General features: G+C 72.9%; 10 protein-coding genes. 6 read left to right on the forward strand and 4 right to left on the reverse strand.

Features of this window, described 5'->3' with window-relative positions; translation table 11 throughout:
• The first annotated feature begins 13 nt into the window (after positions 1–13).
• From OG440_RS11005 to OG440_RS11030, 6 genes are all read left to right on the forward strand, one after another.
• Positions 14–1,855: an ABC transporter ATP-binding protein gene (locus OG440_RS11005; RefSeq protein WP_406006663.1), complete on the forward strand. Its 1,842-nt coding sequence runs from the start codon at positions 14–16 to the stop codon at positions 1,853–1,855.
• On the forward strand, positions 1,852–3,624 hold the full coding sequence (locus OG440_RS11010) for an ABC transporter ATP-binding protein (RefSeq protein ID WP_406006664.1): 1,773 nt from the start codon (positions 1,852–1,854) through the stop codon (positions 3,622–3,624). Before OG440_RS11005 ends, OG440_RS11010 begins: the two co-directional genes overlap by 4 nt.
• A gap of 91 nt (positions 3,625–3,715) precedes the next feature.
• On the forward strand, positions 3,716–4,954 hold the full coding sequence (locus OG440_RS11015; protein ID WP_406006665.1) for a hypothetical protein: 1,239 nt from the start codon (positions 3,716–3,718) through the stop codon (positions 4,952–4,954).
• Positions 4,955–5,311: 357 nt separating this feature from the next.
• On the forward strand, positions 5,312–7,363 hold the full coding sequence (locus OG440_RS11020) for a M4 family metallopeptidase (protein ID WP_406006666.1): 2,052 nt from the start codon (positions 5,312–5,314) through the stop codon (positions 7,361–7,363).
• Positions 7,364–7,682: 319 nt separating this feature from the next.
• Positions 7,683–9,347 carry a M4 family metallopeptidase gene (locus tag OG440_RS11025; protein WP_406006667.1) on the forward strand — a complete coding sequence of 555 codons (1,665 nt, stop codon included), beginning with the start codon at positions 7,683–7,685 and terminating at the stop codon, positions 9,345–9,347.
• Between the two features lie 72 nt (positions 9,348–9,419).
• Complete coding sequence (locus OG440_RS11030) at positions 9,420–9,938, forward strand: DUF1990 domain-containing protein (protein ID WP_406006668.1); 519 nt, start codon at positions 9,420–9,422, stop codon at positions 9,936–9,938.
• 34 nt (positions 9,939–9,972) lie between these two features.
• Here the strand turns inward: OG440_RS11030 and OG440_RS11035 are convergent, their stop codons facing one another.
• The 4 genes from OG440_RS11035 to OG440_RS11050 form a co-directional block, all read right to left on the reverse strand.
• Entirely contained in the window at positions 9,973–11,136 is a 1,164-nt protein-coding gene (locus OG440_RS11035; protein ID WP_406006669.1) for a hypothetical protein, read from the reverse strand.
• A 755-nt stretch (positions 11,137–11,891) separates the two neighbouring features.
• Positions 11,892–13,322, reverse strand: a complete 1,431-nt coding sequence (locus OG440_RS11040; protein WP_406006670.1) for a DUF2201 family putative metallopeptidase — start codon at positions 13,320–13,322, stop codon at positions 11,892–11,894.
• A complete protein-coding gene (locus tag OG440_RS11045) occupies positions 13,319–14,677 on the reverse strand; it encodes an AAA family ATPase (protein ID WP_406006671.1) in 1,359 nt (452 codons plus the stop codon). Before OG440_RS11045 ends, OG440_RS11040 begins: the two co-directional genes overlap by 4 nt.
• A gap of 170 nt (positions 14,678–14,847) precedes the next feature.
• Positions 14,848–16,293 carry a hypothetical protein gene (locus OG440_RS11050; RefSeq protein ID WP_406006672.1) on the reverse strand — a complete coding sequence of 482 codons (1,446 nt, stop codon included), beginning with the start codon at positions 16,291–16,293 and terminating at the stop codon, positions 14,848–14,850.
• Positions 16,294–16,452: the final 159 nt, after the last annotated feature.

Below are 16,452 nucleotides of genomic sequence, written 5' to 3' on the forward strand. Positions count from 1 at the left end.
GAAGGACGAGCGGATGATCGACGCGTACGAGGATCCCGGCACGCCCGACCGCCGCGGCGGCTGGGCGTACCTGGCGTGGCTGGTGCGCTGCCAGCCGTGGCGGGCGCTGGCCGGGGCGGTACTGGCCAGCGTCTGGATGGTGCTGATGGCGGTGGCGCCGTACCTGCTGTCGAAGGCGGTGGACGACGGTCTCGAGCCCGGTGACACGGCCGCGCTGGCCGGCTGGACGGCGGCCCTGTTCGCGGTCGGCGCGTTCAACGCCTGGGTGAGCATCATGCGGCACCGCACGATGACCCGGGTGCGCATGGACGCGTACCTCCGCACCACCAAGGTCGTCGTCGCGCACACGGTGCGGCTCGGCGCCGCGCTGCCGCGCCAGGTGAGGGCCGGGGAGGTCGTCACCATCGGGGTGAGCGACGTGCACACGATCGCGGGCTCGCTGACGGTGGTCGGGCCGGGCATCGGCTCGCTCGTCGTCTACGTCTTCGTCGCCGGGCTGCTGCTGTCGGTGTCGCCGCTGCTGGCGATGGTGGTGCTGCTGGGGATGCCGGTGGTCGCGGTGCTGGTCGGGCCGCTGATGAAGCGGTTGCAGGGCACGGAGACCGAGTACCGGGAGCGGCAGGGAGTGCTCACCGCGCGGATCGGCGATCTCGCGGGCGGCCTGCGGGTGCTCAACGGGCTCGGTGGCAAGGAGCTGTTCGCGGACTCCTTCGGGCGCGACTCGCAGCGGCTGCGGGCGCAGGGCTACCGGGTCGGCGCGGTCACCAGCTGGATGCAGGCGCTGGGGGTGGGCCTGCCGACGCTGTTCCTGGCCGTGGTGACCTGGCTGACGGCCCGGCTCGCCGCCCAGGGGGACCTGACGGTCGGCGAGTTGGTGTCGGTGTACGGCTATGTCGCGGTCCTGATCGGGCCGGTGGCGTTCCTCGTCGAGATGGGCTACCAGCTCAGCCGGGGCGTGGTGGCCGCCCGGCGCGTCGTAGGGCTGCTGCGGCTGGAACCGGCCCCCGACACCGCCACCTCCGTCGGTGCCGCCGACGCGCCCGTCGAGCCGTCCGTGCTGCACGACCCCGTCTCGGGTGTACGGGTGGCGCCGGGCCGGCTGACCGCGCTGGTCGGCGCACGGCACGCGGAGATGACCGCCGTCGTGGACCGGCTCGGCAGATACGGGCCCACCGACGCCACCTGGGGCGGGGTACGGCTGGACGCCGTCCCGCCGGCCCAGGTCAGGGACCGGATCCTGGTAGCCGACGACGAGGCCGACCTGTTCGCCGGGAGTCTGCGCGAGGTGGTGGGCGGACGGCGCGCGCCCTCCCCGGCGGACGTCGAACGGGCGGTGTGGGCGGCGGCCGCCGACGACATCGTGCGGGGCTTGCCGGAGGGACTCGAGTCGCCCGTGACCGCGCAGGGCCGCAGCCTGTCCGGGGGCCAGCGGCAACGGGTGCGGCTGGTGAGGGCGTTGCTCGCCGATCCCGAGGTGCTGCTGGCCGTCGAACCGACGTCGGCGCTCGACGCGCACACGGAGGCGGCGGTCGCCCGGCGGCTGCGCGCGGCACGGACCGGCCGGACCACGGTGGTGACCACCACCTCCCCGCTGCTCCTCGCCCAGGCGGACACCGTCCACTACCTGGTCGACGGAAAGGCCGCGGCGACCGGCCACCACCGCGACCTGCTGGAACGCGAGCCGGGATACCGGGCCTTGGTGGCCCGCGACACCGAAGACCCCGCCGACGACCTGGACGCCCTGGACGACCTGGATCCGACGCCGGGGACAGGCGCGGACCCGGACACCGACACAGGCACCGGCACCGGCACGGGTGCGGATGCCGGCGCGGGAGCCGGGGAGGTGGCGCGATGACGGGGGCCGACGGGACCTCGGGACGCCTGCCGGTCGCCGAGCCCGGTGACGTGCGCCGCGCCGCCGTCCGGCTGCTGCGGGCCGATCGGCGGGCCTTCGCCGGCGCGCTCGCCCTGAACGTGCTCGCGGCCGGGACCGGACTGGCCGGGCCGTGGCTGCTGGGGCGGATCATCGACGAGGTGCGGGCCGGGCACGGCACCGGGGCCGTGGACCGGCTGGCGGCGACCCTCCTGGCCTGCGCGATCGCGCAGCTGGTACTGGCCCGCTGGGCCCGGTACGCGGGGCACCGCTTCGGCGAGCGGACGCTGGCCCGGGTGCGGGAGGAGTTCGTCGGGCGGGCGCTCGCGCTGCCCGCTTCGGTGGTGGAGCGGGCCGGCACCGGCGATCTGACCACACGCGGCACCGCCGACGTCGCGGCCGTGGGCACGACCCTGCGGGACGCCGGGCCCGAGCTGCTGGTCTGCACCGTCCAGGCGCTCTTCACGCTCGGCGCCGTGTTCGTCATCGACCCCCTGCTCGGGGCGGTCGGGGTGCTGGGACTGACCCCGATCTGGTTCGCGCTGCGCTGGTATCTGCGGCGGGCGCGCGCCGCCTACCTCGCCGAGGGCGCGGCCACCTCCGAGGTCGCCGAGATCGTCGCCGCCACCGCGTCCGGGGCGCGCACGGTCGAGGCGTTCCGGCTCCAGGAGCGGCGGACGGCGGCGAGCCGCGAGGCGCTGGAGCTCTCGCGCCGCACCCGCTTGCGCACCCTCCACCTGCGCACGGTGTTCTTCCCGGTGATCGAGGTGTCGTACTCGCTGCCGGTCGCGGGCGTGCTGCTGCTGGGCGGCGCGCTGCACGCGCGGGGCGCGATGAGCCTGGGCGCGGTGGTGGCGGCCGCGCTGTATCTGCGGCAGTTCACCGAACCGCTCGACCAGATCCTGATGCGGGTGGAGCAACTCCAGAGCAGTGGCGCCTCGTTCGCCCGGGTGGAGGGCCTGGCCGGGGTGCCGCGCGCCGAGCCGGACGGCGGGGCGCCGACCCCGGCGGACGACCGGATCGACGTGACGGGCGTGCGGTACGCCTACGAGCGCGGCGGCGAGGTGCTGCGCGGGGTCGATCTGACGGTGCGGCCCGGGGAGCGGCTCGCGGTCGTGGGCCCGTCGGGCGCGGGCAAGACCACGCTGAGCAGGCTCCTCGCGGGCGTGGACGCGCCGAGCGCGGGCACGGTGACGGTGGGCGGGGTGCCGGTGGCGGAGCTGGCGCCCGAGACGCTGCGCCGGCAGGTCGTGCTGGTCACCCAGGAGCACCATGTCTTCCTCGGTACGGTCCGCCACAACCTGCTGATCGCCGAACCGGCCGCGAGCGACGCGCGGTTGTGGGCGGCGCTGGCCGCGGTCGGCGCCGCCGACTGGGTCCGGGAGCTGCCGGGCGCTCTCGACGCCGTGCTCGGCGGGAGCGGCGTCCGTACGGACGGCTCACAGGCCCAGCAGCTCGCCCTGGCCCGCGTGGTGCTGGCCGACCCGCACACGCTGATCCTGGACGAGGCGACGGCCCTGCTCGATCCGGCGACCGCCCGGCACACCGAGCGGGCGCTGGCCGCCGTGCTCCGGGGCCGGACCGTCATCGCCATCGCCCACCGTCTGCACACCGCGCACGACGCGGACCGCGTCGCCGTGATGCAGGACGGCCGCCTCACCGAACTCGGCACGCACGAGACGCTGGTGACGGCGGACGGCGCGTACGCGGCGCTGTGGCGCACATGGCACGGCGAGCGAACCGAATCCTGACCGTTTCGGTCCACCGTTCGCCCCGCTCCGGGACCGGGCAGGGTAGCCCTGCCGGAAGGAACGGCACCACCGGAAGGGAAGGTACGGGGGTATGGAAGCGGTCATCGGCATAGCGGGCTTACTCGTGGCGATCGCCGCCGCGCTGCTCGCGGTGGCGCCGCAGCGCGCCGCGCGCCAGGAGCAGAGCCTGGCCCTCTTCGTCCGGGTGCGGAGTCATCTGAAGGACCACCGCGCGGAGTTGAGCACCGCGTGCGCCGACGGCCAGCGCGAGCACCGCGCGGACGAGGAGCTGGTGCTGCTGACCCGACCCGGCTGGATACCCCCGCGCCCGCTGCCGCTGGAGGCCGTCCGCATGTCACTGCGCGAGGTCCGGCCCTACGAGCGGCTGGACGGCCGGGCCGGACAGCTGGACCGTTACTGGCCGTACCGTTCCGGCGCCGGGCGGTGGGAGAGCTACTCCGCCGCGATCGAGTCGGTGGACCGACCCGCCGTGTGGTTCAACGGACCCTCCTACCGACTGCTGGAGGTCGTCCCCCCGCCGTCGGACCGGCCCGAGGCGGGCCTCGACCTGACCTTCACGCTCGGCCGCTACTTCGACCACCTCGACACGACGGAGGCCCTGGTCTACGAGGAGGCGCTGCGGGCCGTCCAGGGGGCGGCGCGGCCGTTGCACGGCCCCTACCGCCGCTCGCTGGGCGACCCCTTCGCGCTGGACAGGCGGTGTGCGCTGCCGGGCGTCAGCACCCTCACGATCCGAGTGGAGGACGGGGCGGCGTACTTCTTCATGCACCACCGTGAGGCGGGGAAGGTGGCCGTCGCCATGAACACCACGCACGTGGTGCCGGCCGGGGAGTTCCAGCCGCACGCCGATGTGCTGCCCGTGTGGCGTTCCGATCTGGACCTGTGGCGCAACACCATGCGGGAGTACGCCGAGGAGTTCCTCGGCGCCGCGGACGCCGCCGGCGACGGCGGGGTGACCATCGACTACGCCCGGGACGCCCCCTTCTCCCGCTTCGAGCGTGCGCTGGAGGAGCGGCGTGCCCGGGTTCGCTTCCTGGGGCTGGGATTCGATCCGCTCGGGTGGAAGCCGGAGATCTGCTTGGTCTGCGTCTGGGACGCGGCGACCTTCGACGAGGTCTTCGCGTCGATGGTCGAGCGCAACGACGAGGGGGTGCTGGTCGTCGGTACCCGGGCGGCGGCCGGGTACCGGGGCATCCCGTTCACCGAGGAGAGCGTGCTGGGGTACGCGGAGCACGCGGGGACCCTGCCCGCCGGCCGCGCCTGTCTGAAGCTCGCCTGGCGGTGGCGGCACGAGCTGGGGCTCGCCTGACCGCTGCCCGCGGACCACCCGACAAGTCCCGCGGACCACTGGTGAACGCCGGAGACCGGCCCCGCCGACGAGTCGACCTGCCCACCCCGCGCCCCCACATGTCCGTCCGGCGACTCGACCGCATATCGAACATGAAATACCGGACAACGAACCATTTCCGGCCAACTTCCTGACGCGCTCCTGACAGATAGCGCAATCCACTGCCACTCTTCCCACTGCTGGTTCACAGCAACCCCACAGATAAGCCCGCTCCACGTTCCGCCTTTGTTCTGCGTACCGCCTTTGTCGTGCCCGTACGGCTCACCCGCCGTCGGGTCTCCCCTGGCCGCGTGACCCGTGGCCGCGCAGAAGGAGTCAGTGTTGAGCAGCAGCCCCGCTCGCAGACGCACCCCCCACAGCACCTCCCGCCGTGCCGCGGCCGTCGCCCTCGTCGGCGTCTCCGCGCTCATCGCCGCCGCCGTGCAGTCCGGCGCCGCGTCCGCCGCCCCGGTGAAGGCACCGCAGGCGGCCGGCAAGGCCAACCCGGGCGCCGAGTCGGTGCGCCTCACGCCCGCCCAGCGCGCCGCGCTGATACGCGACGCGGACGCCGACAAGGCGGCCACCGCCAAGGAGTTGGGCCTCGGCGCCCAGGAGGCGCTCGTCGTCCGTGACGTCCTCAAGGACGTCGACGGCACCCTGCACACCCGCTACGAGCGCACCTACGGCGGGCTGCCGGTGCTCGGCGGCGACCTGGTCGTCGAGACCGCGAAGTCCGGCGCCACCGAGGGCGTCACCAAGGCCTCCCGGGCCGTCATCAAGGTGGCCTCGCTCTCGCCCACCGTCAGCGCGGCCAAGGCGGAGAAGCAGGCGCTGGGCCTCGCCACGGCCGCCGGCGCCGAGCGGGCGGACACGAACCGTGCCCCGCGCAAGGTGATCTGGGCGGCGAACGGCACCCCGGTCCTGGCGTACGAGACGGTCGTCGGCGGCCTCCAGGAGGACGGCACCCCGAACGAGCTGCACGTCATCACCGACGCCACCACCGGCGCGAAGCTCTACGAGTACCAGGGCATCGAGACCGGCACCGGCAACACGATGTACAGCGGCCAGGTGACCCTGGGCACCACGCAGTCGGGGTCGACGTACAACCTGACCGACGCCGCGCGGGGCAACCACAAGACGTACAACCTCAACCACGGCTCCTCCGGCACCGGCACGCTCTTCTCGGGCGCCGACGACGTCTGGGGCAACGGCGCCGCGTCGAACCTGGAGACCGCGGGCGCGGACGCCCACTACGGCGCGGCCCTGACCTGGGACTACTACAAGAACGTGCACGGCCGCAGCGGCATCAAGGGCAACGGCGTCGGCGCGTACTCGCGCGTGCACTACGGCAACAACTACGTCAACGCGTTCTGGGACGACAGCTGCTTCTGCATGACGTACGGCGACGGCTCGGGCAACACCCACCCGCTGACGGCAATCGACGTGGCCGGGCACGAGATGACGCACGGCGTCACCTCCAACACCGCGGGTCTCAACTACAGCGGTGAGTCCGGCGGCCTCAACGAGGCGACCTCGGACATCTTCGGCACCTCGGTCGAGTTCTACGCGCAGAACGCCTCCGACGTCGGTGACTACCTCATCGGCGAGGAGATCGACATCAACGGCGACGGCTCGCCGCTGCGGTACATGGACAAGCCGAGCAAGGACGGCGCGTCGAAGGACAGCTGGTACTCGGGCATCGGCTCGGTCGACGTCCACTACTCGTCCGGCCCGGCGAACCACTTCTTCTACCTGCTGAGCGAGGGCAGCGGCACCAAGGTCATCAACGGCGTCAGCTACAACTCGCCGACCGCGGACGGACTTCCGGTCACCGGCATCGGCCGGGACAAGGCGGAGAAGATCTGGTTCCGCGCGCTGACCACGAAGTTCACCACGACCACCAACTACGCGGCGGCCCGCACCGGCACGCTGGCGGCGGCCGGTGAGCTGTACGGCACGACCTCCACCGAGTACAAGGCCGTGCAGGACGCGTGGGCCGGCGTCGCGGTCGGCGCCCGCTCCGGCGGTGGCGGCGGTGGCGGCACCTCGTTCGAGAACACCGCCGACGTATCGATTCCGGACAACGGGGCCGCGGTCACCTCCTCGGTCACCGTCTCCGGCCGGACCGGCAACGCGCCCTCGAACCTCGCGGTGGCGGTCAACATCGTCCACACCTACATCGGTGACCTCCAGGTGCAGTTGCTCGCCCCCGACGGCACGGCCTACACGCTGAAGGCGTACGGCACCGGCGGCAGCACGGACAACATCAACACCACGTACACCGTGAACGCTTCCTCCGAGGTCGCCAACGGGGTATGGAAGTTGCGGGTCCAGGACAACGCGGCCCAGGACACCGGCTACATCAACAGCTGGAAGCTGACCTTCCCGTAGGCCACGGGCCCCGCAGGGGCCGTGCACAGCCGAACGAGGGCCCACGCACAGGACGCCGTCCCGGAGGTTCGACCCCTCCGGGACGGCGTCCGCTTTTTGCCGGTGCCTTACCAACGCACTGTTGGCCTTTGACCCAGGTCGAATCCGTTTACAAAGCGGCAATGTTCTCTCGGCCGTTGGTTTTCAGCCAACATCACTTCGGGGTCCTGACATGTACGCGCCTTGATGCCAGTCTTCCTGTCACCCGCCGCACAACTTCACAGCAGTCACGGACAGCCACCCCACGCTGCCCGGGCACCCCCACACCCAAGGAGCTTGTGTGACCTCCCTCTACGCGCGTCACAAGCGCACCTCTCTGGCCATCGCCACCGCCGTGGCGGCCGGAGCCCTGGTCACCACCGGCCTGACCGCCGGTACCGCCGCCGCCCAGGCGCCGGCCGACGCCGTCGGCGCGACACCCCTCGCCGTGCCCACCGCGCTGGCTCCGGCCGCCCGCACCGCCCTGATCCAGGACAAGCAGGCCGACGCGCCCGCCACCGCACAGGAGATAGGCCTGGGCGTCCAGGAGAAGCTGGTCGTGCGCGACGTCGTGAAGGACGCGGACGGCACGGTCCACACACGTTACGAGCGGACCTACGCGGGTCTGCCGGTCCTCGGCGGCGACCTGGTCGTCCACGAGTCGGCCGCGGGCGCGAACAAGGGTGTCACCAAGGCGACGAACACCACCATCAAGGTGGCCTCGCTCACCCCGGTCGTCACCGCCGCCAAGGCCGAGAAGCAGGCGCTGACCCTCGCCAAGGACGCCGGCTCCGCCAGCACCGAGGCCAGCGACGCGCCCCGCAAGGTGATCTGGGCCGGCAACGGCAGCAAGCCGGTCCTCGCCTACGAGACGGTCGTCGGCGGGCTCCAGGACGACGGCACCCCGAACGAGCTGCACGTCATCACCGACGCGGCCACCGGCAAGAAGCTGTACGAGTACCAGGGCATCGAGACCGGCACCGGCAAGAGCCTCTACTCGGGCACCGTGACCCTCGGCACCACCCTCTCGGGCTCGACGTACAGCCTGACGGACAGCACGCGCGGCAGCCACAAGACGTACAACAAGTCGCACACCACGACCTCCTCCGCGGGCACGCTGTTCACCGACGCGGACGACACGTGGGGCACGGGCGCCGCCTCCAGCTCGACCACGGACCAGACGGCCGCCGTCGACGCCGCGTACGGGGCCCAGGTCACCTGGGACTTCTACAAGAACACCTTCGGCCGCAGCGGCATCAAGAACAACGGCGTGGCCGCGTACTCCCGCGTCCACTACGGCAACGCGTACGTCAACGCGTTCTGGGACGACAGCTGCTTCTGCATGACGTACGGCGACGGGTCGAGCAACACCCACCCGCTGACCTCGCTGGACGTGGCCGGCCACGAGATGTCCCACGGCGTCACCTCGAACACGGCGGGCCTGAACTACTCGGGCGAGTCCGGCGGGCTCAACGAGGCGACCTCCGACATCTTCGGCACCGCCGTCGAGTTCTACGCGGCGAACTCCTCGGACGTCGGCGACTACCTCATCGGCGAGAAGATCAACATCAACGGCAACGGCACGCCACTGCGCTACATGGACCAGCCCAGCAAGGACGGCGGCTCGGCCAACTACTGGTCGTCCTCGCTGAAGAACCTGGACGTGCACTACTCGTCCGGCCCGGCGAACCACTTCTTCTTCCTGCTGAGCGAGGGCAGCGGCAGCCGGACCATCAACGGGGTGGCCTACAACTCCCCGACGTACAACAGCTCCACCCTGACCGGCATCGGACGCGCCAAGGCCGTCCAGATCTGGTACAAGGCGCTGACGACGTACATGACCTCGACGACCACCTACGCGGGCGCCCGCACGGCGACCCTGAGCGCGGCGTCGGCGCTGTACGGCTCGACCAGCACCGAGTACAAGGCGGTGGCCGCGGCCTGGACGGCCGTCAACGTCGCCTGATCCAAGAGCGGTTGACGTGAGGCGGTACCCGGGACGAAGGCATCCCCGGGTACCGCCTTACTCTTGGCTCCCATGTCTTCGAAGGACTTCACGTACGACGACGTCGGCGCGACCCGCGACCGGCCCGGCCACTGCCCTGCGGGCTTCCACTCCCTGCACGTCCGCACCCGCCTCGGGGAGGGCCACGAGGTCTTCCGCCGCGCCGCGGAAGCGGTCCTGACCTGGGAGATGCACCGCGCACTGGGCGTGGGCATGGACACCACCGCGGACCGGGCGGCCCCCGACGTCGACGTCACCGTCACCCTGGCCGGCCTCATAAAAGCCCCCTGCCGCGTGGTCTGGACGGTGGACGAACACCGGCGGGCCGGCTGGGCGTACGGCACCCTTCCCGGCCACCCCGAGTGCGGCGAGGAGTCCTTCGTCGTCGACCGCACGGGGGACGGCACGGTATGGCTGACCGTCTCCGCGTTCAGCCGCGGCGCGAAGTGGTACGCGAGGGCCGGCGGCCCGGCGACCCGCGGCCTGCAACAGGCCTACGCACGCCGGTGCGGCGTGGTGCTGCGGGGGCTGTGCGGCGGCGAGGAATCGTAGCCGGCCGGCCTCCCGGGCACCACGCGCCGACAGGTCAGGTACGGGACACCACGCCGCAGCCCTCGTCGGTGTCACCGGCGATGTCGCGACTGCGGTCGTAGGGGTCCTTCGTCGGACCGGTCGCGGGCGCGCCCGTGGGCGTGGGCGAATGGGCCGTCTCGAACCGGGGGTGCATATACCCGTCGTAGACGTCACAGGCGGAGTTGCCGATCTCCTGGTCGAACCGCTTCACGGTGATCTTCCCGGGGCTGACGACGTACTTGTCGGGATCGTGGAGCTCGACGTCGAGGACCCGGCGCACGATGGTGCGCACCACCTCGGTCGGGGCGTCCTTCTCCACCCGCATCACCGGATAGACGAAGGTGTAGTCGGCGTGCACGACGACGACGCCGCTCTCGCCCGCCTCGAACGTCGTCCGTCCCCGCGTCTTCACCACGTCGCCGACCAGGCGCAGTTCGGCCGGGTCGAAACGGCTGAACATCAGCAGCGGGTCGTGCTTCTCGTCCGGCTTGCTCAGCGAGGTGTCCAGCCGGTCCAGAAGTTCCTTCTGCCGGGGCTCGATCACGGAGAGCGCGGTCTCGGGACGTCCGCCGCGCAGGGTGGCCGGGTCGAGGTTCGCGTCGATCAGCAGCTTGCCCGTCTGCTGGAGCGCCTGCTCCACCTGCGCCTTGGACAGCGATCCGACGCGGGTCGCCTTCGGCAGGACGATGCCGGCCGCGCCGTCGGCCCACCGCAACGCCGGGGAGCCCGCGAACGGGTGCTCGATCGTGGGGGTCGCCGCGTCCGCCGCACCGGGCGCGGCGGTCGGCGCGGCGGTCTCCGCCGGCAGCGGCGACGCGGAGACGGCGGCCCCGGGCCCGCCGGTGCCGAACGGGTCCCCGGGCAGCAGCGACGGCCGCATGGCCACAGCCGCCAGAGCGATCACGACCGGCAGCCCGAGGAAGACCCACAGCCGCCGCTTCCCGCGGGACGCCCGCTCATGCGTCCGCTGGAGATCCGCGACGGTCCGCCACCCCTGCGGCGTCGCTCCGCGTGCCTCCTCCTGCCGCAGCCGCTCGGCGACCATACGAGCACGCGCGGACGGCTCCTTCGGCGCGGAGGCGGGTATCTCGCGTGCGCTGTCCTGGACGAACTTCGCCCACTCCGCGTCGGATATGGATGAACCGGAGCTGTCCTCGTCGGACGGTCTGTCAGACACGCGCCGTCGGCCTCTCTGTACGTCGATCACCGGGCGGAACAGCCTATGTCAGCCCTGTTCCGGTGTGACGAGAGGCTTGGTCTCGACCGGGTCCCCCGGCTGCCATTCCTCCGAACTCCACTCCGGCGTGGGAGACGGACGGGCCGGCGCGGGCGGAGGATTGGATCCCCGGTTGGGATTCTGCGCGACCGAACCCGACCCGCCCGACCCGCTGCCGCTCGTACCCGAACCCGAACCGCCCGACGTACCGGAGCCGCCCGACGTACCGGAGCCGCTGCCCACCCGCGTCGACGAGTCCTTCGTCTCCCGCGAGGCCGAGGTCTTCGACGGCGACGGCGTGGCCGACACGGTCGCCGAGCGGCTCGGAGAGGGACTCGGCGACGCGGCGCCGCTCGCCGAACCCACCGACGCGGACACGGAGCTCGACGGCGAACGCTCCCCGCCCGCCGGCTCCTCGGCACCGGTGTCGGCGGCCGAACATCCCACCAGGCACAGCCCGGCCAGGGTCACGGCGGTCCGCAGCACGGCCGGCCCTCGACGGCGGGCTCGGGACATCTCGGGTCTCTCCACGCTCACTTGCCTCATCCACTCATTCGCTGTTCCGACGCGCCGAGCACGCGGGATCCCCCGCCCAAACGATCACGAGTGGGCAAGCTCTAAAGGATCTCCGAGCCGAAGCACAAGGTACGCACATGGTTCGCCCGCGCGAAGTGAACGTGATCACACCACATTCACCGCACAACGCCCTCGTCAGCTCACCCGATCTCCACCACGCGCGCCCAGGCGGGCGGGGTGTCCGGCACGTACTCGGGGTCGTGCTCGCTGTACGCGCCCGCCCGGGGGAACAGGCCCACCACCGTCCGGCAGGCGGGCCGGCTCTCCGGCCAGGGCGTCTGGCCGTCGGTGAGGACCACGACCGCGTCGGGGCGGGGCGTCGTACGGAGTGCCCTCGCGAACCCGGCGCGCAGATCCGTCCCACCACCGCCCAGCAGGGGAATGCCCTCACCGCGGCACAGCGAGTGCACGAACCCGGCCGAGGCGTCGCACGGCACCACGGTGACCAGTTCACGACGGCCGCCCACGGCACGGGCGATGGCGGCGACCTCGAGGAGCGCGCTGCCCAGTTCGGCGTCGCTGACCGACGCGGACGTGTCGACGACCACGCAGACCCGGGGCGGTCTGCGACGCAGGCTCGGCAGGACGACGCCGGGCAGGCCTGCCGAGCGGCGCGCCGGACGGCCGTAGCTGTAGTCCTCGCCCACGCCCGGCCCGGAGGCCGCCGAGCGGACGGCCGCGCCCAGCAACTCCCGCCACGGCTGCGGCGGATGGAACGCCTCCTCCGCCCACCGCTTCCACTGTTTCGGCGCCGAACCCGGCCGGCCGTTGATGCCCTGTGCCACCCGGAACCGGACCGCGTCCCGCTCCTCCTTGCTGAGCCCGTGCGCGCCGTCGGGACCCAGCTCCCACTCCCGGTCCAGTCCGTCGGCACCGCTGCCGCAGTCCAGCCAGGACAGTCCCTCCGTGTGCGGCCCCAGCCGGAACCGGCTGAGGTACTCCTCCATCAACCGGCCGTCGGGCAGCCCCAACGACTGCGGCCTGACCGCGCCTTCGGGCTGGACCAGTCCTTCCCCGAAGGCGTCGTCGTTGATCTCGCAGTCGGCGGCGATGTTCATCCGCAGCCGCTCCCCCGGCCCGGTCAGACCGTGCTGCCTGGCGTACCGGTCACTGCGTCCGTGATGGTCGCGCAGCAGATGCGACACCTCGTGCACCCACACCGCCGCCAGGTCCTCCACCGGCATCCGGTCCACGAACGCCGGTGCTGCGTAGCAGCGCCAGTGCCGGTCGACGGCCATGGTCGGCACCTGCCGCGACGCGACGATGTGCAGCGCGAACAGCGCCGTCGCCAGATAGGGCCGGGCCCGCGCGGCGTGCAACCGGGCCGCGAGGAGCTTGTCGAGGTCCAGTTCCAGGCCCGGGTCCCGGTCCGGCCCCGGGCCCGAACCCGGGCGCGGCGGGTTCGGCTCCGGATCCTGCTGTGGAGCCGAGTCCGCATCCGGGCCCGGGTTCGGGCCCGGGCTGCGATCCGGGTTCGCGTTCCGGGCCGGGTCCGACACCTCGGGCGACGGGGGCACCCTCACCGGAGGGCGCGGGCGGGGGCGGGCGGTCGCCGTCGGGTGCGCGGTCATCGGCCGGCCTTCGCGGTTCCGGCGAGCCGTGCCGCCGCCCGGCCCGCCGCCTCGTCGGCCCGCCGCGACAGTCCGACGGCGCCGGCGAGGCTCTCGATCGAGGCGGGAACGTCCCAGTCCTCCCGGCGGAGAGTGGCGAGAGTGGTCGCGGGGACCACCACCAGGTCCGGGGCGCCGGTCTCCACCGCCTTGACCAGCAGCTCCCACGCCGCGTCCCAACGGGACCGCTCCGGCCGGGCCCGCACCGCCGCCACCACCCCGTCGAGCACGGCCTGCCGCAGGTCGCCCCGCTCGGGCAGGTCGGCGCCCGCCGGGTCGGCGAGCAGCGTCTCGGGGTCCGGAAGGTCCAGCCGGTCCAGGCTCGCCAGCAGCTCCAGTCCCGGCCCGTCCCCGACGGTGCCGCGGACCAGCTGGGACAGCACGTCCCGGGAGGAACCGGCGGCGGTCGCGAAGGCGATGAGGCTCAGGGTCATGTCCCAGCTGCGGGGCGACGGCCAGGGCCCGCCCCGCCGGGTCTCCCCACTGGGCAGCCGGTGCACGAGCGTGGGCCGGGCGGCCAGCAGCCCGCACACCGCGCGCCGCGCGAAGGCAACGGCCTCCGGCAGCTTCGCCGGGTCGAGCCGGGGCAGCGTGGCCCGCGGCCAGGTCCCGCCGAGTCCGCGTACGACGACCTCGTGGTCGTGGGTCCACTGGAGATGCACGAACCGGTTGGCCAGCGGCGGGCTCAGCTCCCAGCCGTCGGCCGCCGAGCCCCGCGGGTTGGCGGCGGCCACGATCCTCACCTCCGGCGGCAGTTGCAACGACCCGATCCGGCGCTCCAGCACCAGGCGCAGCAACGCGGCCTGCACGGCGGGCGGCGCGGTGGACAGTTCGTCGAGGAACAGCAGCCCCTTCCCGGCCCGCACCAGCCGGACCGCCCAGTCCGGCGGCGCCATGGGCACGCCCTGCTCGGCGGGATCGTCCCCGACGACGGGCAGCCCCGAGAAGTCGGACGGTTCGTGCACGCTCGCGATGACGGTGGTCAGCGGAAGATCGAGCGAGGCGGCGAGCTGGGTGAGGGCGGCGGTCTTGCCGATCCCCGGCTCACCCCAGAGCAGCACGGGCAGGTCGGCGGCCACGGCGAGGGTGAGCGCCTCCAGTTGGCCGTCGGGGCGGGGTTCGGTGGTGGAGTCCCGGAGCAGGGCCAACAGATCGGCGGCGATGCCGAGTCGGGACGACGTGGAACCGGGCACGGGCCCCGGCACGGAATCGGGCGCGGTATCGGTCGGGGAGTCGGGTGCGGTACCGGGGGCGGAGTCGGCTGCGAACGGGTCGGAAGGGGCGTCGACGAGGGTGAGCGGGGCGCAAGCGGGCATGGGTGATCACCTTTGGGAGTTCGAGGGTCAGGAAGTCCGAGGGTTCGGAAGTCCGAGGGTTCGGAAGTCCGAGGGTTCGGGAGTCCGAGGGTTCGGGAGTTCGGGGGTTCGGGAGTTCGGGGTTCGGCGGCGCGGAGCCGGTGAAGCGCTGCCGCGGAGGCGAACGAGGTTCAGCGAACGAGGGCGTGGCGGGGGTGGGACCGTCGGCCGGGGCGGCGGACGGCCCCGGGCAGGACACGGCCGGGCCCGGGCCCCGCGAGTCCGGCCCTGAACAGCCCGTAGGTGACGCGCCGTCGCGCGGCCGCCCGCAACTCGTCCCGCAGCGGTCCCTCGCGCAGTGTCGCGTCGGGCCCGAGCAGCCCCTCGACGACGGCCAGCGCACCGGCGATGTCTCCGTGGACGAGCCGGTCACGGACCCCGGTCAGGCAGTCCGGGCGGCGATGGGCGTCGTCGATGGCCCGCAGGCAGGGCAGCGGGCTCCCGGTCAGCGCGACCAGCAACTCCTCCCGCCGGACCTCGTCCGGGTGGTGGTCGAGCGCGGCCAGCACCCCGTCGACCAGCCCGATCCGATGCCGCTCCCCCCGGCACTCCACGAGATGCGGCTGCCCGGCCCGGGCGGGATGCGGGAATCGGTCCGGCCCGGTCGGCGCCGGCGAGTGCCCCGGTACCAACGCCGAGGCGACGAGCGGATGCAGCCGGTCGGCGCCGATCGCGCCGGCGCGGAGCAACTCCAGGTCGGGCGGCACCCAGGTCGCCGCGTCGGGCAGGACCGGCAGAACGGTCGAGCCGTCGCTGCGGGTGGACACGGCGGTGATCCGCGAGGCGGACGGCACGCCTGCGGACTCGGAAGCGGGCCCCGGCCCTAGTCCGAGTACCAGCCGATGCCGGCCCCCGAGCCGCACGAGTACCGTCCCGCCGGCCCCGGACCCGGACCCGGACCCGGTACTGCCCTCGGCCCGGAGCAGGAGTTCGGCCTCGTCCGCCCATCGGTCGACGGCGGCGCCCCGCCCGTCGGGCCCGGGAAGTTCGTGGCCGAGCAGGGTGTCACCCGCCGCGCCACCGGCCCGGATCCGCAGTTCGTCCGCCCGACGCGCATCCCAGAGGTGCCGGTGCAGGTCGAACCGGAACCGCCGGCTGGGACGGGGATGCGGATGCGTACGGTCACCGCGGGACCCGTCCCACAACCCGAGGCTGAACCGCTGGCCGGCATCCGCCCAGGCGGGCGGGGTCCGCACCACGAGGTGCACCGGCCACCGGGTGTCGTCCCGCCCCGCGCCGCCGACACCGACGTCGAGGTCATACCGAGCGAGGGAGACGGTCACCCCCGGCCGCAGCAATCCGTCGGGAGCGACCCTCGGCATATGCCATCGCAGCAGGTCAGGCGCCAAGTGACGGAGATCGGCCCGGAGTCGGGAGACAAACGCACGACCGTAGGTCCGCGCCACGGCGCGAAGGTCGAGATCGACGTCGACACCTGCGGCGACACACGCCCCAGCCCAGTCCCCGACATGGCGGCGGGCAGTCGCAGTCTCGATCATGGAGGCCGGCACGGCGAACTCGCGCACGCGCAGCCAGAAGGAAAGTCGGGAATCCTCGTTCGCGATCCAAGTGAGCATCAGCACTCACCTTGCGCGGACGGGGCCCCCGATCTGTCTACAGAAGAGGTAGTCATCGCCGGGGAGCATAACGCTCCCCGGCGCCGATCCGCCAGGGACTTCCGCTCCCGCCGCTCCCGGCCCGGGCCGCCGGGGCCACCGCGCGTACATCGGTGGCCC

Source organism: Streptomyces sp. NBC_00637 (genome assembly GCF_045161545.1).
Taxonomy (GTDB): Bacteria; Actinomycetota; Actinomycetes; order Streptomycetales; family Streptomycetaceae; genus Streptomyces.